Origin of the sequence: Phenylobacterium sp., from assembly GCF_030680185.1 — a bacterium.
Taxonomy (GTDB): domain Bacteria; phylum Pseudomonadota; class Alphaproteobacteria; order Caulobacterales; family Caulobacteraceae; genus Phenylobacterium.
In genome coordinates this window covers 62,608-84,280 of sequence record NZ_JAUXVZ010000012.1, presented here as the reverse complement: position 1 = coordinate 84,280, position 21,673 = coordinate 62,608, and the positions used below count along the sequence as shown (strand labels likewise).

Sequence of the window (21,673 nt, the reverse complement as noted above, 5' to 3'; positions counted from 1 at the left end):
GCCTGACGGTTCAGGCGGCCTTCTTGGACTTTTTCTTCTTCTTGCCCTCGGCCTTGGCCGACTTGTCCTTCTTGGCCTTGGCCGGCTTGGCGGCTTTGGGGGTCTTGGCCGGCTTTTCGGGGGCTTCGGCGGAGGCCTCGCCCGCGGCGACCATCTGGCGGAGCTGGGCCAGGAAGGTGTCCCGCTTGGAGGCGCCGATCAGCCGCATCAGCCGGGCGTCGGCCTGGGCCATCAGCGGCTGGGCCTGGGCCAGCACCGCGCGGCCCTCGGGCGTCAGGTGCACGGCGTTGGCCCGGGCGTCGGCCTGGGACCGCTCACGGGCCAGCAGGCCCTTGGCGATCATCCGGGCGGCCATGTCGGCGAGCGTCGAGCGGTCGATGCCGGTGGCCCGCACCAGGTCGGTCTGGGTCAGACCCTCCTGGGCCTCCACGGCCGAGAGCACCGCATATTGACGCTGGGTCAGGTCGCTGTCGCCGAACGTCTCGGCATAGATGTCGAGAGAGACCTGCAAGGCCCGATGCAGGAGATGACTGGGCGAGCGGTCGAGGGCTGGAACCCCGTCGGCCTCGGCTGCGCCGTCGTCCTGGGTCTTGTCCTTCGCCATCGGCCCGCTCCCCTTTGCGATCATCCCGATTGCGCAAAGACTATAGGCCTTCTGCGTCGCTTTGACGACGGAACGTCCGTAGTCGGCCGATGACCAGCCTCAGAGGGCCTAACCTGGGCTGGGGGGCGGCGGCGGTTCTTCGGTCCTGGCGTGCTTCATCATCAGCGGCACTTGGCTGAACGAGAAGACCAGGCCCAGGATCATCAGTCCCGGCATGCGGAACAAGACCCACACCTCATTGGTCTGGGTGCGCCAGACCACCTCGTTCAGCACCGCGATGGCGATGAAATAGAGGCCGTAGTTCAGGGTCAGCTTGCGCCAGGCCACATCCGGCAACTGGAGCGCCGTGCCCAGCATCATCTTCAGCGGGTTCTTGCCGAGCGCCAGGCCGCCCAGCAGGCCGGCCCCGAAGATCAGGTTCATGATGGTCGGCTTGATCTTCACGAACATCTCGTCCTGGAAGATCAGGGTCAGGCCGCCGAAGAACAGCGCCGCGCCGCCGGAAATGGCCGGGATGGGCGCGATCCGCCGCTCGAACACCAGGCCGATCACCAGGGCGATCGCCGAGCCGGCCACCAGCCACCAGGTGGCCTCGATCAGGTCGCGGCCGGTCAGGAAGAAGCCGGCCAGGAAGGCCAGCAGGCCGCCGTAATCGACGACGAAGCGCACCATCTTGTGGGCGCCGGGCGACAGGGTCATTGGGTCTCCAGTCCCACCAGGGAGCGGGCGAAGGCGCGGGGCTCGAAGGGTTGCAGATCATCCACCCCTTCGCCAACCCCGATCAGCTTGATGGGCGAGTCCGACGCCTGGGCCACGGGCACCAGCACCCCGCCGCGGGCCGTGCCGTCCAGCTTGGTCATGACGATGCCCGACACGCCGATCTGGTTGCCGAAGATGTTTTCCTGGTTGAGCGCATTGCGGCCCACCGTGGCGTCCAGCACCAGCAGGGTCTCGTGCGGGGCCTCAGGATCGACCTTCTTCAGCACCCGGTTGATCTTCAGGAGCTCGTCCATCAGGCCCTGCTTGTTCTGCAGCCGGCCGGCGGTGTCGATCAGCAGGACGTCGTAATTCTCGGCCCGCGCCCGCTCCAGGGCGTCATAGGCCAGGCCCGCGGCGTCCGAGCCCGTGGGCCGCGACATGAAATCCGCTCCCGCCCGCTGCGCCCAGACCGCCAGCTGTTCGACGGCCGCAGCGCGGAAGGTGTCGCCGGCCACCACCAGCACCTTGGCGCCCTGGCGGGTCAGGTCGGTGGCGATCTTGCCCAGCGTCGTGGTCTTGCCCGAGCCGTTGACCCCGATGAACATCACCACATAGGGCTTGGGGCCGCCCAAGGGATCGAACGTCCCGCGGCGGGCGGCCAGCTCGTCGCCGATGGCCTGGGCCAGGGCTTCCTTGATCTCGGTCTCGTCGGCGCTCTTGCCGAAGCGGGCTTCGGCGAAACGGGCGGTGATCCGGGCCGCTGAATGGGGGCCGAGATCGGCCTCGATCAGCATCTCCTCCAGCTCGTCCAGCTTGGCCTGGTCGAGGGGCTGCTTGACGAAGCTCGCCACCACGGTCTCCGACATCTGCCGCGACGAGCGCGACAGGCCGGTGGTCAGCCGCTGAAGCCAGCCTTTCTTTTCCTGCGTCATGGGCCGCTTCTAGCGCTGGCCGCCCGCCTCGTCACGCGCCCTCGCAGGATCGCCGCCCGCGGGCTAGCATCGACGCGAATTCCGAGGAGCTGATCATGGAGGAAGGCCTGGGGGCGGCCCTTGTCTGGTTGGACTATGCCGCCGTGTTCGTGTTCGGCGCCTCGGGCGCCCTGGCTGCGGCCCGGCGCAAGCACGACATCGTCACCTTCACCTTCTTCGCCGCGGTCACCGGCGTCGGCGGCGGCACCCTGCGCGACCTGCTGATCGACGCCCCGGTCTTCTGGGTCGTGCGCCCGGAATATCTGATCGCCCCGCTGGCTGCGGCCCTGGCGGTCTGGCTGTTCGGAGCCGGCCGGGCGCGGCTGTTCATCCTCACCTGGCTCGATGCGCTGGGCCTCTGCGCCTATGCCGTGGTCGGCGCGGCCAAGGCGCTGGCCTTCGGCGTTCCCGCCGGCGCCGCCGTGGTCATGGGGGTGCTGACCGCAACCTTTGGCGGGGTGCTCCGCGACGTCCTGGCCGAGGAGCCCTCGGTGCTGCTCAAGCGCGAGATCTATGTCTCGGCCGCCCTGGTGGGGGCCGGCGTCTTCGTGGTTCTGAGCGTCATCGGCGTCCCCCAGATGCCCGCCGCCCTGGCCGGCTTCGCCGTCGGCCTGGCCATCCGCGCCGGCGCCATCCTGTTCCGCTGGTCCCTCCCCGGCTTCCCCGGCCGCGCGACGCCGGACGAGTAGGCGCCGCCCTACGCGCCTCAGGCGTTTTCAAGATCGGGACACGAAGGACACAAAGGGGCGCAAAGGACACAAGAAGAGGCCGCTGACACCTTCGTGTCCTTGGCTGTCTTCGTGTCCTTGGTGTCCCGTCTTTTTTGTCGCGCTGCGCGCCTACTCCGCCGCCGCCAGGACGCGAGGCGAACCGACACGCTTGAGCGCCGCCCCACGACCCCACTGTCGTCACCCTCGGGCCTGTCCCGAGGGTCCCTCGTCGGGGCGGGCGCAAGCGGAGAGAGGGATCCTGGGCACAGGGCCCAGGATGACAGTAGTGGGGGTGAGGGCGTGGCGACTGCCGCCTTACGCGCCGCAGGCGCTACGAAGAAGAACCACGAAGAGCACGAAGCTCACCAAGGTCCCGCGGGCGCCTTTGTGTCCTTCGTGCTCTTCGTGGTTGATCCTTGGCGCTGTGCGCCTATTCCGCCGCGGCCAGGACGGGGACGACTGCCAGAGCCTTGCCGTCGGCGTGGCCGATGAGGCGCAAGGGGACGATCTGGCCGACGGCGGCCTCGCCCTCGTAATGGATCTCGGTGAAGTCCGGGGCGCGGGCGACGCCAGGGCGCTCGATCAGGGCGTCCACCGTGCGGCCCACCTGGCGGTCAAGGTGACGCTCAAGCGCCGCCGCGCCGGCCGCCCGCAGGGCCGCAGCGCGGGCCTTGATCTCAGCCCTCGGCACCTGCGGCATCCGGGCGGCCGGCGTGCCGGGCCGCGGGCTGAACGGGAAGACGTGCAGGTACGAAAGCCCCGCCTCCTCCACCAGCTTCAGCGTATTGGCGAACATGGCGTCCGTCTCGGTGGGGAAGCCCGCGATCAGGTCGGCGCCGAAGGCCACATCGGGGCGCACGGCGCGCACCTCGGCCACCAGGCGCAGGGCGTCGGCGCGGCTGTGGCGGCGCTTCATGCGCTTGAGGATCATGTCATCGCCCGCCTGCAGCGACAGGTGCAGATAGGGCGCCAGACGCGGCTCGCTGGCAAACAGGGCCAGCAGGTCGGCGTCGATCTCGGCCGCATCGATGGACGACAGCCGCAGGCGCGCAAGCTCCGGAACCAGCCGCAGGATCCGCCCGACCAGCTGACCAAGGCTGGGCTGGCCCGGCAGGTCGGCGCCCCAGCTGGTTACGTCCACCCCGGTCAGCACCACCTCGGCATAACCCTCGGCCGCCAGGCGGCGGACCTGCTCCACCACCTCGCCGGCCGGCGCGGAGCGGGAATTGCCGCGGCCGAACGGGATGATGCAGAAGGTGCAGCGGTGGTCGCAGCCGTTCTGGACCTCGACATAGGCCCGCGCCCGGTCCTTCAGCCCGTCGATCAGATGGCCGGCGGTCTCGCGCACGCTCATGATGTCGTTGACCCGCACCCGGCCTTCGGCCGGTCGGTCGAGATAGGCGCCGGCCGCGCTCTTCTCCGCATTGCCCAGGACGAGGTCGACCTCGTCCATGGCCGCGAAGGCGGCCGGATCGATCTGGGCCGCGCAGCCGGTCACGATCAGCTTGGCGCCCGGCCGCTCGCGCCGGGCCTTGCGGATCGCCTGGCGGGCCTGGCGCACGGCCTCGCCCGTCACCGCGCAGGTGTTGAAGACGATGGCGTCGCTCAGCCCGTCCTCGCCGGCCCGGGCGCGGATGACCTCGCTCTCATAGGCGTTCAGCCGGCAGCCGAAGGTGACGATGTCCACGCCAGGGGTGGTCTGCCCACTCACGGCAGGGTTCCGGTGAAGTCGAGGCTGGCCGGTCCGGTCATGATCACGTGGTTATCGGCCGCCCGCCATTCGATGGTCAGGTCGCCGCCGTCCAGCTCCAGCCGCGCGGTCCGGTCGGTGAAGCCCCGCCGGGCGCAGGCCACCAGCGCCGCACAGGCGCCGGTGCCGCAGGCCTGCGTCAGCCCCGCCCCGCGCTCCCAGACCCGCAGGCGGATATGGTCGCGGGCCTTGACCTGGGCGAAGCCCACATTGACGCCTTCGGGGAACAGCCGGTGATGCTCGATCATCGGGCCGACCTCGCGCACCGGGGCGGTCTCGATATCGTCCACGAAGAAGACCACGTGGGGATTGCCCATGGAGACGGCGCCCGGCGTATGCAGCAGGGGCGCATCGATGGGGCCGACCTGCAGCTCGATGCCCTTGGTGTCCATCGGCTCGTCCAGGGGGATGTCGGTCCAGTCGAGGCCGGGCTCGCCCATGTCGACGCTGACCAGACCATCGCCGGCCCGGCGGGTGCGCAGCAGGCGGCCGCCCACCTCCAGCACGGCGGTGTCGCGGCCCGCGGCCTCCATGACCAGCCAGCCGACGCAGCGCGAGCCGTTGCCGCAGGCGCCGATCTCTTCCCCATCGGCGTTCCAGAACCGCACCCGCACATCGGCCTCGCCGCCGGTGGGCTCGATGGAGATCAGCTGGTCGCAGCCGATCCCGCGCTCGCGATCGGCGATCGCGCGCACCTCTTCGGCGCTGGGCGCGAAGGGGGTCTCACGGGCCTCGACCACGACGAAGTCGTTGCCGAGCCCGTTCATCTTCAGGAACGGACGGCTCATCTCGCGCGACATATAGGATAGAAGCCTCACCAAATCATCCCGCCTGACACGGCAGGGGAAGACAGATCCGCCCCGAGCCTTTTAGAAAAGGGGCATGAACGCCCTGCGCCCCGCCCTGCCCGCCGCCCTAGTCGCCGCCCTGCTTCTCCCCGCCGCCGCCCTGGCCCAGACGCCGGCGGGGCCGGCAGGCCCGCCCCGGGCAGACGCCCCCGACCCCTTCCTGTGGCTGGAAGAGGTGGACGGCGCCCGGGCCATGACCTGGGTCGAGGGTCAGAACGCCAAGGCCAAGGCCCGGCTCGAAGGCGATCCCCGCTACGAAACCCTGCTGGCCGAAGCCCGGGCGATTTTCACCGCCCAGGACCGCATCGCCACCCCGCGCTTCCGGGCGGGCGGGGTGGACAATCTCTGGCAGGACGACGCCAATCCCCATGGGCTGTGGCGCCATGCGAGCCTGGAGTCCTACGCCGCCGGAACGCCCGTCTGGACGACCGCCCTGGACATGGACGCCCTGGCGAAGACCGAGGCCCGCAACTGGTTCTTCCACGGCGCCGACTGCCTCAAGCCCGCCGAGGTTCTCTGCCTGGTGGAGCTGTCGGACGGCGGCGGCGACGCCGTCGAGATCCGCGAGTTCGACACCGCCGCCAAGGCCTTCGTCCCCGGCGGCTTCACCTCGCCGGAGGGCAAGCAGAACGTCGCCTGGCTCGATCCCGACACCCTGCTGGTCGCCCGCGAATGGGTTCCCGGCGAAGTCACCGAGTCCGGCTACGCCTATGTGCTGAAGTCGCTGGCCCGCGACGGAACCGCCACCGAGCTCTATCGCGGCCAGCCCACCGACGTGTCGGTCTTCCCCATCGTCCTGCGGGGCGAGGGCGGCCGCGCCGAGGCGGTGATCGCCCGTCGCGGGATCACCTTCTACGAAAGCGACTTCATGCTGCTGGGCGAGGCCGCGCCCGTCCGCCTGAACCTGCCGAAGAAGGCCGAGTACGAGGCCTATGTGCGGGGCCAGGCGGTCTTCTCCCTGCAGGAGGCCTATGGCGACCTGCCCCAGGGCGCTCTGGTGGCCTTCGACCTCGCCAAGCTGAAGGCCGATCCGGCCGCCGCCCAGGCCCAGCTGATCTTCGCGCCCGGTCCCCGCCAGGCGGTCCAGCAGGTGGGCGCCACCGACGCCCGCCTGGTCGTCGCCCTGCTGGAGGACGTCAAGGGCGCGGTGGATGTGTGGGCCTTCGAAGACGGCGCCTGGACCTCCACCCGCCTGCCCCTGCCCGTCGACGCCAACATCACTCTCACCGACCTCGCCTCGACCACCGACGCCCTGTTCGCCAAGGTCGAGGGCTTCCTTGAGCCCACCAGCCTGTGGCTGGCCGACGCCGCGGCGGGAACGGCCCGCCAGGTCGCCGCCCTGCCCGACCGCTTCGATCCCACGACCCATCTGGTGGAGCAGCACTGGGCGACCTCCAGCGACGGCGCGCAGATCCCCTATTTCGTGGTCCGCCCCAGAGCAGCAGCCCTGGATGGCCAGATTCCCACCCTGATGTACGGCTATGGGGGCTTCGAGGTGGCCAAGCCGCCGATCTACATGCCCGAGGCCGGCAAGCTGTGGATGGCGAGAGGCGGCGCCTATGTGATCGCCAACATCCGCGGCGGCGGCGAGTTTGGCCCCGCCTGGCACCAATCGGTGCTGCGGGAAAACCGCCAGCTGGCCTTCGACGACTTCGCAGCCGTGGCCCGCGACCTCACCGCCCGCCAGATCACCTCCCCCCGACGCCTCGGCATCTATGGCCGCTCCAATGGCGGGGTGCTGACCAGCGTCGCCATGACCCAGCATCCGGACCTGTGGAACGCCGTGGTGATCGAAAGCCCGCTGATCGACATGCTGCGCTATCACAAGCTGCCGGCCGGGGCTTCGTGGGTTGGCGAATATGGCGACCCGGAAGTCCCTGAAGACCGCGCCTTCATCGCCCGCTACTCGGCCTATCAAAACCTCAAGGCCGGGACCGCGTATCCTGAGGCCTACATCACCACCAACACCCGCGACGACCGCGTCCACCCCGGCCACGCCCGCAAGTTCGCCGCGGCCCTGGAGGCCCTGGACGTCCCCTACATCTATTACGAGCCCGCCGCCGGCGGCCACGCCAACGACGCCGACCCCCAGCTCAACGCCGCCCGCTGGGCGCGGCACTATGTCTATCTGATGCAGCGGCTGATGGACTGATCATCGGCCGCTTGCGCAGCCCGCGCGACCTGAGTAGGTTCCGCGCCTCGCTCAGCGGGCCTGCTCAAAACCCAGGCCCCCGACTGGCCCTAGGAGAGGTGGCTGAGTGGTCGAAAGCACCGCACTCGAAATGCGGCGTGCCTTTACGGGCACCGTGGGTTCGAATCCCACCCTCTCCGCCAGCGGCCCGTCCCCAGCCATCCGCACCTGACCGGGAACGACCGCAAGGCCAGACATAGGCTGATCGGTAGGTAGCAGCGATGGCCTATGGCGGTATCGGGGGCCGGGCGCCTCCGGTCGCCCCTCGCCTCCCCCAGCGCGCGTCATGCTCGGCCTTGTGCCGAGCATCCCTGTCGAGGGCGGGCGCGAGCTTCACGAGGGATCCTGGGCGCAGGGCCCAGGATGACGGTGCAAGAGTTTCGCCTGTGGTGACAGGAGGCCCGGAGCCCGGCCGCCGTTCTTCGTGGCCCACTTTCCGGTAGCGCCCACGCCAGCCCCCTTGCATGCTTGCAACAGGCGCAAGGAAAGGAATCCAGCCCATGGCCAGGCTCGTATTCGGGATGAACCAGTCGCTGGACGGCTATGTGGACCACATGAAGTTCGCGCCGGACCCCGTCCTGTTCCGCCACTTCGTCGTCGAGGCGCAGGGCCAGGCCGGCAGCGTCTATGGCCGGGAGATGTATGAGATCATGCGCTATTGGGATGACGACCATCCCGAGTGGAGCGCCGACGAGCAGGCCTTCGCCGCGGCCTGGCGAAGGCAGCCGAAATGGGTCGCCTCGCGCACCCTGACCTCGGTCGGTCCCAACGCCACCCTGCTGGGACCTGATCTCAAAGCCGCGATCGGCGCGCTCAAGGCCGAACGGGAGGGCGAGATCGAGGTGGCCGGCCCGGTCCTGGCGCGCAGCCTCACCGAACTTGGCCTGATCGACGAATACCGCATCTATCTGCACCCGGTGGTGCTGGGCCAGGGCGCGCCCTATTTCGCCGGCCCCAGGCCGCCGCTGCGCCTGGTGAGCCATGACCGGATCGGCGAGGACGTGGTCCGCCTGGCCTACGTCCCGGCCTGATCGGCGCCTATCGCCCTCCGCGACCTGGGCGTGGAATTGGACGCGGCCTCTTCTGGCTGAGGCGCGCGCAGATCTGTAATCGGGCCAGCAGCATTGCGGAAGTCTTCCGGCTTAACCGTAGATTCGGACTTACCGGCCCATGATCGCGGTCTTGATTGTCGGGGTCTCTCGCGTGCCAGCAGCTGTCCTTTCCGCCGTGCCCGCCGGGTCGGAGCCCGACCTCTTCATCGCTCAGCTCGAGCAGGCGCGCGCGCAGATCGAGACGCGGTTCGCAGGCGCCGGCGAGCAGCTGGCCCAGTCCCTGGAGGTGGTCAGCAGCCTGATCGGCGGCCTGGACACCCTGCGCCAGGCGCTGAGTTCGGACTCCGTCTCGCGCACCACCGAGGACCTGCAGCAGACCGCCGAGGCCCTGAACGGGCTGCCCGTCGTCCAGGCCGAGCGCCTGAACCAGCTCGACCAGCTGCAGCAGGCCAGCGGCCTCCTGCGCAGCCATGTCGATGACATGCGCCAGCTCCTGCGATACCTGCGGGTCTTCGCCCTCAATGTGAAGATCACCGCCAGCACCACCACCAACAGCTGGCAGGAATTCGCCGGCTTCGCCGAGGCCATGTGCGACCAGATCGACATGGGCGGCGGCCTGCTGAAGGACTTCGCCGCGACCCTCGACATCCTGACGGCCCAGCTCGGCGGAGCCCTCGAGTTCGAACACGAGCTGACGGCGCAGTACCACACCCTGCTGCCGGCCGTGCCCCATCGCCTGGCCACCAACGCCTCGGCCATCGGCGTGCATCACGCCAAGATCGCCGAGGTCGCCGCCTCGGTCACCGCCGTCGCCCGCGACATCCAGAACAAGGTGGCCGGCGCCCTCATCGCCCTGCAGATCGGCGACATCACCCGCCAGCGGATCGAGCATGTTCAGTTCGGCCTGGGCGTCCTGCGCGATCTCGACGCCGGCGGGCTTTCGGCCGACGCCCGCGACCGGCTGGAGCGCCGCCTCCTGCACATGCTGGCCGACCAGGCCGCCGACACCGCCGCCGACTTCCAGGCCGAGGCCCAGAAGGTCGCCCAGAATCTGGCTGGCCTCGCCAACGACACCGACAAGATCACCGTCTTCCACGCCCTGATGAACGCCGGCGGCGATGGCGAGGGCCTGCGTGACCTGGAGGTCAGCGTCAGCCAGGCCCGCGGCCTGGTGGGCGACGTGCAGGCGGCGACCGCCAACGCCAGCAAGATCGCCAGCGATACGGTGGAGACCATCGCCATCCTCGAGCAGCGGGTGGACGTCATCCATCTGGTCAAGCGCGACATCCAGCAGATGGCGATCAACTCGAGCCTGCGATGCGGGCGCCTGGGGGAGATCGGCAAGCCGCTGAACGTCATCGCCCTGGAGCTGACCAACCACGCCGGCCACCTGGAAGACGCCGCCGACCGCACGCTGAAATCCCTCGACGCCCTGGCCGGCGTTGCGGCGGGCATGGAGCCGAATGGCGCCGACGAGGGCGGCGGTGACGCCATGGCCGCCCGTCTGGACGGGGCGGCGGGCCAGCTGCGCGCCGCCGCCGACATCGTCGAACGCGACCTGGCGGGGATGTCGCAGCAGAGCGAGCTGGCGGCCCGCAGCCTCGGCGCGGCCGCCGATCACCTCGGCCGGCAGGGCGCCCTGGGCGACGCCGTCCAGGCGACGGCTGCGGCCCTGGCCGAGGCCGCTGGGCCGAGCGTCGAGGACATCGACGACATTCACGATCAGGTGGCTGCAGCCATGGCGACCATCAGCGCCCGCTACACCATGGCCCGGGAACGGACCATCCACGCCCTGCACGCGCCGCAGGCTATGGAGGGCGCCCTTGCCGACGCGCCGCCGCCGGTCAATGACGACGCCCTGCTGGAGGCCGCCTTCTTCTGAGGGCGCGCGGTTCTCTGCGGGACGCGGGTTTCTTCGGGACGCTCGTCGGGACGAGCCGGTCGCGCCTGTTCAGCGGGCGGCGTCGACGGCCATGATCTCCCGGGCGATCTGATCCAGGGCCAGAACCTTCTGGGCGGCGCCACGGCCGATGGCCTCCTTGGGCATGCCGAAGACGATCGAGCTGGCCTCATCCTGGGCCACCGTGACCGCGCCGACCTCTTTCATCTCCAGCAGGCCGCGGGCGCCGTCATCGCCCATGCCGGTCATGATCACGCCCATGGCGTTGGCCCCGGCCGCCCGGGCGGCTGAGCGGAACAGCACGTCCACCGAGGGCCGGTGGCGCGACACGGGCGGGCCCGTGCGCACCGACACGTAGTAGCGGGCGCCCTGGCGCTCCAGCAGCATGTGCCGGTCCCCAGGGGCGATCAGGACATGGCCGCGGAGCACCGGATCGCCGTCCTGGGCCTCCTTGACCTCCACCTCGCACAGGGTGTTCAGGCGCTTGGCGAAGGCGGCGGTGAAGCTTTCGGGCATGTGCTGCACCACGATGATGCCCGGCGCATTGGCCGGCAGCACCTCAAGCACGGCCCGTAGCGCCTCGGTCCCGCCGGTGGAGGCGCCCAGACAGGCGACCATCTCGGTGGTGTGGGCCATGGCCCGCGGCCGGGGCGGCGGCAGCATGGCGTCGGCCGTCAGCTTCTTGGCCGGTTCGCTGGAGGACCGGCCTGAGCGCCGGGCGCCCAGCCTGGCCTTGGCCGCAGCCTTGACCACGTCGCGGATCCGGTCGGCCTCCTCGGCCAGGGAGTCGGCGGCGCCGATCCGCGGCTTCAGGATGACGTCGACCGCCCCGGCGTCGAGGGCCTGCATGAGGGTTTCGGAGCCGGCCTCGGTCAGGGACGAGCACATCACCACCGGGATCGGCCGCTGGGACATGAGCTTGCGCAGGAAGGTGATGCCGTCCATCCGCGGCATCTCGACGTCCAGGGTGATGACGTCGGGAATCTCCTCCTGGATGCGGCGCGCGGCGACGAAGGGGTCGGAGGCGACGCCGATCACCTCGATGTCCGGATCGGCCGAAAGGATGGAGACCAGCGTCTGGCGCACGCTGGCGGAGTCGTCGATGACGAGAACCCGGACCTTGGACATGGGGCGCTTCAGTGCTTCCGGAAGACGGTGTTGGCCACGACGGCCACCGGCAGGTCGACGCCGGTGATGCTCTCGGAGTGGCCGATAAAGAGATAGCCCCCCGGGCGCAGGTGCTTGCACAGGCGCTTCAGAACCTTGGCCTGGGTCGGTTTGTCGAAATAGATCATGACGTTGCGGCACATGATGATGTCGAAGGGCTCGCCCACGGCATAGGTCTCGTCCATCAGGTTCAGCCGCCCCAGGGTCAACCGGCCCCGCAGGCTGGGATGGATGCGGACGTCGCGGCGCCGGGGATCGTTCGGCGTCATCACGAAGCGTCGACGCAGGTCGGCCGGCACGGGCGCGACCATTTCGGCGGGATAGACGCCGCGCTGGGCGGTCGCCAGCACTTCGGTGCTGAGGTCTGTCCCGAGGATGGCGTAGTCGGGGCCGCCGGTCCTGTCGGCATGGTCCTGCATGACCATGGCCATGGTGTAGGGCTCGGCGCCCGTCGAGCAGGCGGCGCTCCAGGCGCGGATCGTTCGCCGACCGGCCCCGGCCAGTTCGGGCAGGACCGTCTGGGCCATGAAGTCGAAGTGGCGCGGCTCGCGGAAGAAGTCGGTCTTGTTGGTGGTGACGACGTCGATCAGATGGATCGTCTCGGCCTCGAGACCGCCGTCATTGAACAGGTAGTCGCAATAGCTGTCGAAGGTGGTCCGCCCCGTCATGCGAAGGCGCCGGCGAAGCCGTCCTTCCAGCATGGTGCGCTTGGAGGACGGCATCTTGATGCCGCTGTAGTCGTAGATGAAGCTGGCCAGGCGTTCGAAATGCCGGGCGCTGAGATGGTCTTCGAAGGACAAGCTTTCTTGTCGGGCGACGGCGGGCACTGGAATTCTTCCTTGGGGCCGCGCGGCTCAGGCCGCGTGGTCGATGTCGGCGGAGGCGAGGGCGGCGGCTTCGTTGGACGACAGGAGCCGGCCGAGATCGATCAGCACCACGAAGCCGTCCTCGCGACGCACCACGCCGGAGATGTATTCCGATCGCCACCGGACGCCGATGTCCGGCGCGGTCTCGATCTGGTCGCGCCCGAAGGGCGCGACCTCAAACACACGATCGGTGACCAGGCCGAGGCTCAGCACGCGATCCTCCAGCGGAATGTCCACCACCAGGATGCGGGTGTTGTCCGTCGGCTTGGCCGGGGTCATGCCCAGACGCATCCGAAGATCCATCGTCGGCACGCCGCGGCCCCGCACATCGGTCAGACCCAGGAGATAGGCCGGTCCGTTGGGGATCTTGAAGGGCGCCTGATAGTTCAGGATTTCCCGCACCAGGGTCACCGGGGCGGCGAAGACCTCGTCGCCCAGGCTGAAGGTGACGTACTGGGCCTCGTCGGCGGCCATCAGGCGGACTCCCGGAAGTCGAGGTCCTCGGCGTCCTGACCGCCGACCGCCATGTCCAAGGCGAAGCCCTTGGCCCGGGCCTGCTGCTGCAGGACGTCGGGCTTGCGGGCCGGCGGCGCCTTGGCCTTGGACTTGGCGGGCGCGAAGCTGACCTTGGCCGGCTTGGCTGCGGCGCGGGCCTGCGGGCGCTCGCCGGTGGCGTTCGTCCGGAAGAAGGCGATGGAGGTCTGCAGCTCCTCGGCCTGGGCGGCCAGTTCCTCGGAGGTGGCCGACATCTGTTCGGACGCGCCGGCGTTCTGCTGCGTCACCTTGTCGAGCTGCTGGATGGCCTCGTTGATCTGCGAGGCGCCGATGTCCTGCTCGCGGCAGGCGGCGCTGATCTCGGACACCAGCTCTGCGGTCTTGCGGATGTCCGGCACCAGGCGTTGCAGCATCTCGCCCGCTTCCTGAGCGGCCTTCACCGTGTCGCCGGAGACGGCGCCGATTTCGGCCGCCGCCGTCTGGCTGCGCTCCGCCAGCTTGCGGACTTCCGAAGCGACGACGGCGAAGCCCTTGCCATGCTCGCCGGCCCGGGCGGCTTCCACCGCCGCGTTGAGGGCCAGCAGATCGGTCTGGCGGGCGATCTCCTGCACGATGCCGATCTTCTCGGCGATGGTGCGCATGGCGTCCACGGCCCGGTTGACGGCGTCGCCGCTCGCCTCGGCGTCCTTGGACGACTGGCGGGCGATCTTCTCCGTTTGGGCGGCGTTGTCGGCGTTCTGCTTGATGTTGGCGGCCATCTCTTCCATCGAGGCGGACGCTTCCTCGGCCGAGGCGGCCTGCTCGGTGGCCCCCTGGCTCATCTGCTCCGACGTCGCCGAGAGCTCCTGGCTGCCCGAAGACACATTCTCCGAGGCCGACAGCGCGTCGGCGACGACGCCGCGCAGGCGCTCGACCATGCGTTCCAGGGCCAGGCCCAGGGTGTCCTTGTCCGACAGCGGCTTGGGCTGGACGGTGAGGTCGCCGTTGGCCACCTCGTCGGCGATGGCGGCCGTGGTCTTGAGGTTGTCGGTCATGCCGTTGAAGACATTGACCAGGTCCTTGATCTCGTCGTTGGACTTGATCTCGATCCGCTGATCCAGGTCGCCGATCGCCACGGCGTTGGCCACGTGCATCAGGCGGCTGAGGCCACGGCTGATCCCCAGGGCGATCCAGAGCGCGAAACCGATGGCGATGACCAGGGCGGCGACCGTGATCGCGATCACCATGTTCCGCGTATCGGCATACTGCTTGTTGGTGTCCTGATCGGCCTGGACCATGCGCTGCTGGTTGCGCTCGACGATGTCCACCAGGATCTCTGTCATCTCGTTGGCCACCTGGCGGCCTTCGGTGGCGGAGAAGGTCGCCGCCTCCGCGGTCTGGCCCGCACGCACCAGGGCGCTGATCCGCTCCTGGTTCTGCTCCATGGTGTTCAGCGAGGTGATCAGCTTGCGCCAGTCGGCCTTGCCTTCGGCCGAGGCCAGGGCTTCGCCTTCGCCCAGCAGTTCGGCCATGCTTTCCCGCGCCTCGTCGGCGGTGGCGTCATAGCGGTTCATCTCGTCGACCGTCGTGGACAGGACGAGGTTTTTCTCCGCGCGGATAGCCTCCAGCATCCTGACATTGGCCTGCTGAGATGCTTCCAGCCGCTTGGCCGGGCCGGCGATCACATCGGTGATCGCCTGGTTCAGTTGGCCAAGGCTGAATATGCCGTAGCCGGCGGTGGCCGCCAGCAGGGTGATCATCACCCCGAAGGCTAAGGCCAGTTTCATTTTGATCGTGAAGCGCATTGCCGTCCCCCGACTGCAGGCTAGTGATGGGTTGAAGACGGCGCGCCGGTCGCGCTCCGTCCATCGTGTTGGTGAGAAAAGATCGCCTGGAGGTCGGGCACGACGATGAACTCGCCTCCCCGCTTGACCAGGCAGCGGATGAACTCGGGCCGCCAGCGCATGCCGACGCTGGGCGGCGCCTCGCGGTCGGCGCGGATCAGGGCCGTAACCTCATGCACCTTGTCGGTGCGAAGGCCGACCAGCACCGCCTCGCCGCCCACCGTCGTCTCGATGACGACGATGCGGCTGTCGATGGTCGCCTCGGCGGCGGCCAGGCCGAAGGCGGCCCGGAGGTCCGCCAGCGGAATGACCTTGCCGCGGAAGTTGATGACGCTGCCGACGAAGGCCGGGGCGCCGGGCACCGCCGTCTCGGTGGTCAGGTCCATGATCTCCTGGACCAGGACCGCCTCCAGGGCGAAGACCTCGCCGTCGAGGGCGAAGGTCAGGACCTCCACCTCGTCGGCGCCGCCCCAGGCGTCGTTGGTCGCGGGCTGGGTCTGAACCTCGTTCATACGGCGGCTCGCATCTGCGCCTCCTGCTGCTGGCCGGCGGCGACTAGGTGCCCCACGTCCAGGATGAGGGCGACGCTGCCGTCGCCGAGGATGGTCGCGCCCGAGAAGGTCGCGAGGCTGGCGTGCAGCCGGGACATCGACTTGATGACCGTCTGGTGGTCGCCGATGATCTGATCGACCACCAGGCCGACCCGTTCGGCCCCGTTGGCCACCACCACGACCTTCTGGTGCAGCTCGGGCTGGGTGCCGGTCTGGAAGGCCTCGCGCAGCCGCAGGTACGGGACCAGACTGTTGCGAAGCGAGATGAAGCTGCGGCCGCGGGAGCGCATGTCCTCGTCGAGGGACAGCTCGAGGCATTCCTCGACCGCCGCCAGTGGGATGACGTAACGGCCCTGGCCGACCCGGACCAGAAGCCCGTCGATGATCGCCAGGGTGAGCGGAATGCGGAGCGAAACCTCCGATCCCTCCCCCGGCCGGCTGGAGATGTCGATGGAGCCGCGCAGCTCTTCGATGGTGCGCTTGACCACGTCCATGCCGACGCCGCGGCCCGACAGGTTGGTCACCTGGGCGGCCGTCGAGAATCCCGGCTGGAAGATCATCAGCATCAGGTCGTGGTCGCTGATGACGGCGCCGGGCTCGAGAAGCCCCTGGGCCTCGGCCCGGGCGCGGACCCGGTCGCGGTCGATGCCGCGGCCGTCGTCGCGGATGGTGATGACCACCTCGCCCCCGGCCTGATGGGCCGACAGACGGATGCGGCCGACCTCGGGCTTGCCGGCCGCAAGGCGCGCGGCCGGGTCTTCCAGACCATGGTCGGCGGCGTTGCGCACCAGATGGACCAGGGGATCGGCCAGGCGCTCGATCACCGTCTTGTCGATCTCGGTGGCTTCACCGTCCATCGTCAGCTCGATGAGCTTGCCCGTATCCCGCGCCAGATCGTGCACCAGGCGGCGGAAGCGGCCAAAGAGGGTGGACACCGGCACCATGCGCAGCACCATCATGGTGTCGCGCAGCTCGCCGGAGAGGCGCTCGATCTCCTCGGACACCGCCCGCAGGATCGGATCGGCCCCGCTGTTGGCGATCTGGCTCAGGCGCGACTGGGCGATGACCAGCTCGCCCACGCGGTCCATCAGCTCGTCCAGCCGGTCGGCCGGCACGCGGACGCTTTCCACCGAGCGCGTGCGCACGCCTTCTGTGCTCTCCGCCACGGCCACGGCCGGCGGGGCGATCCCCAGCGCCGGGGCGGCCGGCGTCTGCGGATGCGGGTCCTCGACGATCGGATCCTCGATGGCGGGGGCTTCGGCTGCGGCGTGGCCCTCGATCGCCTCGATCTCGAGGCTCATGTCGTCCATCACGAAGATGAAGACGTCCTCGATCGCCTGCCGCGGCTGGTCGGTAGTCAGCGCCACCGTCCAGCGGAGATGGCAGTTGGTGGGCTCAAGAATGTCCAGCGGCGGGATCCGGCTGGCGTCGGCCACCACATGAGCCTCGCCGAGCTCCCGCAGCTCGGCCAGCAGGGCCAGCGGGTTGGAGCCATTGCGGAAGGCGTTTTCCGGCAGATCGAAGGTGATGCGCCAGGCGGTCATGGCGGGGGCCTCATCGGCGGGACCGGCCACGCCGTCGGCCGCGCTGACCGCCCGTTCGAGATCGGCCAGCAGGATATCGCCGGCCGGCCCGTGATCGCCGTTGGGCTCTTCCATTAGCCGGCGCATGTGGTCGCGGGCCGCAAGCACGGCCGAAACCAGGTCCCGCGTGGCGGCGACCTCGCCCTTGCGGACCCGGTCGAACGCCGTTTCGCAGTGGTGCGTGAAGGCCGCCAGGGCGTCGAAGCCGAACATGGCCCCTGACCCCTTCAGGGTGTGAAGGCCGCGGAACACGGCGTCGACCAGGGCGCGGTCGCCGGGCGACGCCATCAGGTCGAGCAGGCCCTGCTCGATGATCTCCAGGGTTTCGCGCGCTTCGACCTGGAAGACGGCGATGGCGTCTTGCTGGCTCATCTTCCAAGCACCTTCTTGGCGATTCTGACGAGGGTTTCCGGGTCGAAGGGCTTGGTCAGCCACCCCGTGGCGCCGGCGGCCTTGGCCCGTTCCTTCATGCTGGCGTCGGACTCGGTGGTCAGGAAGACGATGGGGACGCCCATGAGATCGGGCAGCTTGCGCATCTCTTCGATCATGGTCAGGCCGTCCATCACCGGCATGTTGAGATCGGTGATGATCATGTCGAAGGTGGCCGCCTGGGCCTTTTCAATGCCTTCGGCGCCGTTTGCGGCCTCGGTTACGGTGTAGCCGGCGTTGCTCAAGGCGATCTTGATTGCGACGCGAATGCTGGGCGAGTCGTCGACCGTCAGGATTGAAGCTGTCACGGCATGTTTTCCTGATGAAACCAGAAGCGAAGGTCTTCTGCGGAGGCGTCAGTGATGAACCCGCCGTCGCTGAGGACTTGTCGGAAGCCCGTGGCGGGGCGCTCCAGAAGAAGCGTCTTCCCGCTGATTTCAGCAAAGCGTCTTGCCGATTCGATCAGCTGAACGCCGCAGAGATCGACAGGCGTTCCGTCCACGATATCAAGGCGGAGCTCATCGCCTCTTTGAAATGCTGAAAGTATTGTTTCGCGCAAAGCCGCTACGTTCTTCACGACAACGCCTTCGAGCACCAGTTGCTCAATCATCTATCTTCAATGCCCCGTTTGAACACGGCGATAAACACAACCGAGTTCGGCCCCGAGACGACGATCTTCTGAAAGTGCCTAACAGGAAGGTAACGATACGGCGGTCTATCGGAAATAAATGCTTATGCGACAATGTGCCTTACTCAATCGCCGGGCGAGTTTTGTTGTTGAAGCAAATGCAGTTCGGATACCGTTGGTATTGAATGCGGCTGTGGTCTTTGGTTCGGCGCAGAGCGAGGCGAAGTTGAGCGATATTCCCTTCTCTAAACTGGTAGAGGCCTGGCTTTACTTCGTATGGCTCCTCGATATCGACGGTCGGACCTTGATCCTCAACCGACCTGCGCGGGGCCTTTTCGATGGGGACCAGACCGGGCGGCCCTGGCGGGACGTATGGCCAGAGGACCTGCACATCGCGGTCGACCGCGCCCTGGTCGCGGCCCGCCGGGGCGAGGCGTTCCAGTTCCGCATCCGTCTTCCCGAGGCGGGCTCCTCGGGGCGCTATCTGAACGCAACCGTAACCCCGGTAAGGGGCGAGCGAGGCGAGGTCCTGCGTCTCCTGGCCGTCGCCGAGGACGTGACCGCCCAGGTTGAGTCCTCGGCCTTCCTCAACACCGTCATCGACGTCCTGCCCCTGGCCCTGACGGTGAAGGACGTGCGCACCGGCCGTATCGTGCTCGGCAATCGCGCCGCGGAGGACCTGTTTGACCGGCCCGACGGCCTGGTAGGACTGCGTCCTGAGGAGGCTCTACCGGCATACCTCACCGCGGACGAGGCGGCCGGCGGCCGAACCGCCGCCACCCATCGCGTGGAGACCGCCGAGGGGGTGCGCTTCCTGGCGGAACGTCGCGTGGCGACCTATGACGACGAAGGCGCCCGTCACATCATCAGCCTAACGAACGACGTCACCCAGCAGAATCTCGACGCCGAAGCCCTGCGCCAGGCGCTTGAGGAGACTGAACACGCCAGCCGCACCAAGTCGGCGCTGCTGACCAATCTCAGCCACGAACTCCGCACCCCGTTGAACGGCTTGATGGCCAGCGTCGGTCTGCTGGCCGCCCAGCGGGGTGATTCGAGCCAGGACGAACTCCTGGACATGATCAGCGCCTCGGCCCGCGCCCTGGAGCAGCGCTTCGAGGAACTGCTCGCCGCCTCGCAGATCGACGCGGCCGCCATTCCGCTGCGGTCGGAGCCGTTCGAGGTTGCGGCCCTGATCCGTGGCCTCGCCCAGGATTTCGGCCCGCAGATCCAGGCCCGGGGGATCGACCTTCAGGTCGAGATCGATCCTGCCCTCGAGCCACAGCTGCTCGGCGATGTGGGCCGCCTGCGCCAGGCCTTCGCCCCCCTGATCGACAACGCCGTCAAGTTCACCGACGCCGGCGGCGTCACCGTGTCGGTCTCGCGCCGGCCCGACGACCAGGTGCGCTTTGGCTTCGTCGATACGGGGATCGGCTTCGATCCCGCCCAGAAGGCGCGTCTGTTCAGCGGTTTCGGACAGCAGGAGTCCGGGCTGACGCGCCGCTTCGGCGGGCTGGGCCTGGGCCTGACCATAGCCCGGCGCCTGGTGGAGCTCATGGGCGGCGAACTCGACGCCGCGCCGCGCCCCGCCGGCGGCTCGGTCTTCTGGGCGGACCTGCCCTTGCCCGCCGCGCCGACGCGGACCGACGTCGCCGAGGCGGAGCCCGGCCAGGGCGAGCGCCTGCTCCGCGTCCTGGTCGCCGACGACCACCCCACCAACCGCCGGGTGCTCGAGCTGATGCTGGCGGGGGTGGCCGAGGTCGTCAGCGTCAATGACGGAAAGGCCGCGGTCGAAGCGGTCGAAGCCGGCAGCTTCGACGTGGTGCTCATGGACATCCAGATGCCGGTGATGGACGGCGTCACGGCGGTCTCGCGCATCCGGGCCGTCGAGGCCGAGCGGGCCACCGGGCGGACGCCGATCATCATGCTCACGGCCAATGTTCACGAGCCCTATGTGAGCGCGAGCCGGGCGGCCGGCGCCGATCGGCACATCGGCAAGCCATTCACCGCCGACATCCTGTTCCGCGCCATCGAAGGCGTGCTGGCCCCCTGAGGGCGCCCGACCGCCTGCCCGGGACCAGGCCTCAGTCCTGCGGCCTGGCGTTCGAGGCCAGCAGCTTCCGTATCAGGTCGAGCTGTTCCTGCTGGGCGGCCAGGAGGGTCTCGATCTGCCCCACGCGCATCTGATCGAGCTTGTCGTGCAGGGCCATGATCTCGATCTCGGCCTTGAGGTTGACCTCGTAGTCGTGGGCGGCGGTCAGCCGGTCCTTCGCCGCCTGCCGGTTCTGGCTCATCATGATGAAGGGCGCCTGGATCGCCGCCAGCATCGAGAGCAGCAGGTTGAGGAAGATGAACGGATAGGGATCGAACGCCCCGCGCCCCAGGGCGAGGTTCAGCAGGGCCCAGACGCCCAGGGCCAGGCAGAAGCCGATGATGAAGACCCACGACCCGACCCCGGCCGCCACCTGATCGGCCAGCCGCTGGGCGAAGGTCTGGCCGCCCTCGAAGCTTTCATTGGCGTCCCGCGTCACCGGGCTGCGGTCCATGGTGGTCGCCAGAACCCGCCGCTCGGCCTCGTCCAGGGCGCTGGCCGGCTTGTCCAGCCACCGTTTCGCCGCCTCGCCCAGACGGCCGCCTTGCTCGCTCATGGCAATGATCTCCAGATGAGTGTGGCCGGCATCATCGCGGGTCCCGCGCCCTGGGCGCCAGGGGTTTGATCCTGACCAAGGACGTAGGGGTCGAACTCGGGCCCACTCTGGGCGTAAGGTGAAGCCTGTACGTCGCGCGGGTCGGCCCTGTCGGACGCGCGGCTCAGTGGAGGGGCGAACATGATCGAAGCGGTCAAATACGGTCTGGCCAACTATGTGAACTTCGAGGGCCGCACCGGGCGCGCCACCTTCTGGTGGTGGACCCTGGCGGTGTTCCTCGCGGCCGTCGTGGCCGGCATCCTGGACGAAGCTCTCGGGGCGGGCGGCATCGAACCCTTTGGCCTTCTGCTGGTCCTGGGGACCTTCCTGCCGCACCTCGCCATGGCCGTGCGGCGGCTGCACGATACGGGGCGCTCCGGCTGGTGGCTCCTGATCGTGCTGATCCCCCTGATCGGCATGCTGGTGCTGATCTTCTTCTATGTGCAGCCCAGCAATCCGGCTGGCGAGAAGTTCGACGCGGCTGGCCCTGCGCCCATGCCGCCGGAGCCGCCCTCGGCTAGCTGAACGAACGCGCCACAGGCGCTCTGAAAGGACGGGACACGAAGGACACAAAGGGGGGCGCGAAGGACACGAAGGCTGAGGCCGCCAACCCCTTCGTGTCCGTGGCTATCTTCGTGGTCTTTGTGTCCCCCCCTTTCTCTCGCGCTTCGCGCCGCGACCAAGGTCGGCGCCCAAGGCCAAGCTGGACCTGGGCGCCGGGG

The 21,673-nt window shown here is 68.8% G+C and carries 20 protein-coding genes and 1 tRNA gene; 7 read left to right on the top strand and 14 right to left on the bottom strand.

All coding sequences use genetic code 11. The features are described from left to right. Positions 1–10: 10 nt before the first annotated feature. From Q8L83_RS02760 to ftsY, 3 genes are all read right to left on the bottom strand, one after another. Positions 11–604, bottom strand: coding sequence for a MarR family winged helix-turn-helix transcriptional regulator (locus tag Q8L83_RS02760; RefSeq protein ID WP_305284616.1), 594 nt, complete (start codon positions 602–604; stop codon positions 11–13). Positions 605–712: 108 nt separating this feature from the next. Next, positions 713–1,303: an inner membrane-spanning protein YciB gene (locus Q8L83_RS02755; protein ID WP_305284615.1), complete on the bottom strand. Its 591-nt coding sequence runs from the start codon at positions 1,301–1,303 to the stop codon at positions 713–715. Beyond that, complete coding sequence (gene ftsY, locus Q8L83_RS02750; RefSeq protein WP_305284614.1) at positions 1,300–2,235, bottom strand: signal recognition particle-docking protein FtsY; 936 nt, start codon at positions 2,233–2,235, stop codon at positions 1,300–1,302. The genes Q8L83_RS02755 and ftsY overlap by 4 nt, the downstream gene beginning before the upstream one ends. A gap of 95 nt (positions 2,236–2,330) precedes the next feature. Here ftsY and Q8L83_RS02745 point away from each other — a divergent pair, with 95 nt between their 5' ends. Continuing rightward, a complete protein-coding gene (locus tag Q8L83_RS02745) occupies positions 2,331–2,963 on the top strand; it encodes a trimeric intracellular cation channel family protein (protein WP_305284613.1) in 633 nt (210 codons plus the stop codon). 451 nt (positions 2,964–3,414) lie between these two features. Here Q8L83_RS02745 and mtaB read toward each other — a convergent pair whose 3' ends face one another. Then, a complete protein-coding gene (gene mtaB / locus Q8L83_RS02740; protein ID WP_370868342.1) occupies positions 3,415–4,695 on the bottom strand; it encodes a tRNA (N(6)-L-threonylcarbamoyladenosine(37)-C(2))-methylthiotransferase MtaB in 1,281 nt (426 codons plus the stop codon). Next, positions 4,692–5,522, bottom strand: coding sequence for a diaminopimelate epimerase (gene dapF, locus Q8L83_RS02735; RefSeq protein WP_305284632.1), 831 nt, complete (start codon positions 5,520–5,522; stop codon positions 4,692–4,694). The genes mtaB and dapF overlap by 4 nt, the downstream gene beginning before the upstream one ends. Positions 5,523–5,616: 94 nt before the next feature. Here dapF and Q8L83_RS02730 point away from each other — a divergent pair, with 94 nt between their 5' ends. The 4 genes from Q8L83_RS02730 (at position 5,617) to Q8L83_RS02715 (ending at position 10,707) form a co-directional block, all read left to right on the top strand. Next, on the top strand, positions 5,617–7,734 hold the full coding sequence (locus Q8L83_RS02730) for a prolyl oligopeptidase family protein (protein ID WP_305284612.1): 2,118 nt from the start codon (positions 5,617–5,619) through the stop codon (positions 7,732–7,734). Positions 7,735–7,826: 92 nt separating this feature from the next. Continuing rightward, positions 7,827–7,916: transfer RNA gene (locus tag Q8L83_RS02725), tRNA-Ser, on the top strand. Between the two features lie 357 nt (positions 7,917–8,273). After that, positions 8,274–8,804 carry a dihydrofolate reductase family protein gene (locus Q8L83_RS02720; RefSeq protein ID WP_305284611.1) on the top strand — a complete coding sequence of 177 codons (531 nt, stop codon included), beginning with the start codon at positions 8,274–8,276 and terminating at the stop codon, positions 8,802–8,804. Between the two features lie 172 nt (positions 8,805–8,976). Then, a complete protein-coding gene (locus Q8L83_RS02715) occupies positions 8,977–10,707 on the top strand; it encodes a hypothetical protein (RefSeq protein WP_305284610.1) in 1,731 nt (576 codons plus the stop codon). Positions 10,708–10,776: 69 nt separating this feature from the next. Here the strand turns inward: Q8L83_RS02715 and Q8L83_RS02710 are convergent, their stop codons facing one another. The 8 genes from Q8L83_RS02710 to Q8L83_RS02675 are packed head-to-tail and all read right to left on the bottom strand — an operon-like array spanning position 10,777 to position 18,249. Beyond that, positions 10,777–11,853 carry a chemotaxis response regulator protein-glutamate methylesterase gene (locus Q8L83_RS02710; protein WP_305284609.1) on the bottom strand — a complete coding sequence of 359 codons (1,077 nt, stop codon included), beginning with the start codon at positions 11,851–11,853 and terminating at the stop codon, positions 10,777–10,779. Positions 11,854–11,861: 8 nt separating this feature from the next. Beyond that, complete coding sequence (locus tag Q8L83_RS02705) at positions 11,862–12,692, bottom strand: protein-glutamate O-methyltransferase CheR (protein WP_305284608.1); 831 nt, start codon at positions 12,690–12,692, stop codon at positions 11,862–11,864. Between the two features lie 54 nt (positions 12,693–12,746). Beyond that, entirely contained in the window at positions 12,747–13,232 is a 486-nt protein-coding gene (locus Q8L83_RS02700; protein WP_305284607.1) for a chemotaxis protein CheW, read from the bottom strand. After that, on the bottom strand, positions 13,232–15,037 hold the full coding sequence (locus Q8L83_RS02695) for a methyl-accepting chemotaxis protein (protein WP_305284606.1): 1,806 nt from the start codon (positions 15,035–15,037) through the stop codon (positions 13,232–13,234). The genes Q8L83_RS02700 and Q8L83_RS02695 overlap by 1 nt, the downstream gene beginning before the upstream one ends. Positions 15,038–15,057: 20 nt before the next feature. Beyond that, complete coding sequence (locus Q8L83_RS02690) at positions 15,058–15,588, bottom strand: chemotaxis protein CheW (protein ID WP_305284605.1); 531 nt, start codon at positions 15,586–15,588, stop codon at positions 15,058–15,060. Then, a complete protein-coding gene (locus Q8L83_RS02685) occupies positions 15,585–17,582 on the bottom strand; it encodes a chemotaxis protein CheA (protein WP_305284604.1) in 1,998 nt (665 codons plus the stop codon). The genes Q8L83_RS02690 and Q8L83_RS02685 overlap by 4 nt, the downstream gene beginning before the upstream one ends. Further along, a complete protein-coding gene (locus tag Q8L83_RS02680) occupies positions 17,579–17,947 on the bottom strand; it encodes a response regulator (RefSeq protein WP_305284603.1) in 369 nt (122 codons plus the stop codon). The genes Q8L83_RS02685 and Q8L83_RS02680 overlap by 4 nt, the downstream gene beginning before the upstream one ends. Further along, complete coding sequence (locus Q8L83_RS02675; protein WP_305284602.1) at positions 17,944–18,249, bottom strand: STAS domain-containing protein; 306 nt, start codon at positions 18,247–18,249, stop codon at positions 17,944–17,946. Before Q8L83_RS02675 ends, Q8L83_RS02680 begins: the two co-directional genes overlap by 4 nt. Positions 18,250–18,493: 244 nt before the next feature. Between Q8L83_RS02675 and Q8L83_RS02670 the strand changes: the two genes are divergently transcribed. Beyond that, the gene (locus Q8L83_RS02670) at positions 18,494–20,317 is read left to right on the top strand and encodes a PAS domain-containing sensor histidine kinase (protein ID WP_305284601.1); all 1,824 of its coding nucleotides are present in this window, start codon (positions 18,494–18,496) and stop codon (positions 20,315–20,317) included. Positions 20,318–20,348: 31 nt separating this feature from the next. On the opposite strand, the gene Q8L83_RS02665 is transcribed toward Q8L83_RS02670, so the two are convergent. Continuing rightward, positions 20,349–20,912 carry a DUF1003 domain-containing protein gene (locus Q8L83_RS02665; RefSeq protein ID WP_305284600.1) on the bottom strand — a complete coding sequence of 188 codons (564 nt, stop codon included), beginning with the start codon at positions 20,910–20,912 and terminating at the stop codon, positions 20,349–20,351. Between the two features lie 180 nt (positions 20,913–21,092). On the opposite strand from Q8L83_RS02665, the gene Q8L83_RS02660 reads away from it, so the two are divergent. Next, positions 21,093–21,476: a DUF805 domain-containing protein gene (locus tag Q8L83_RS02660; protein ID WP_305284599.1), complete on the top strand. Its 384-nt coding sequence runs from the start codon at positions 21,093–21,095 to the stop codon at positions 21,474–21,476. Positions 21,477–21,673 lie beyond the last annotated feature (197 nt).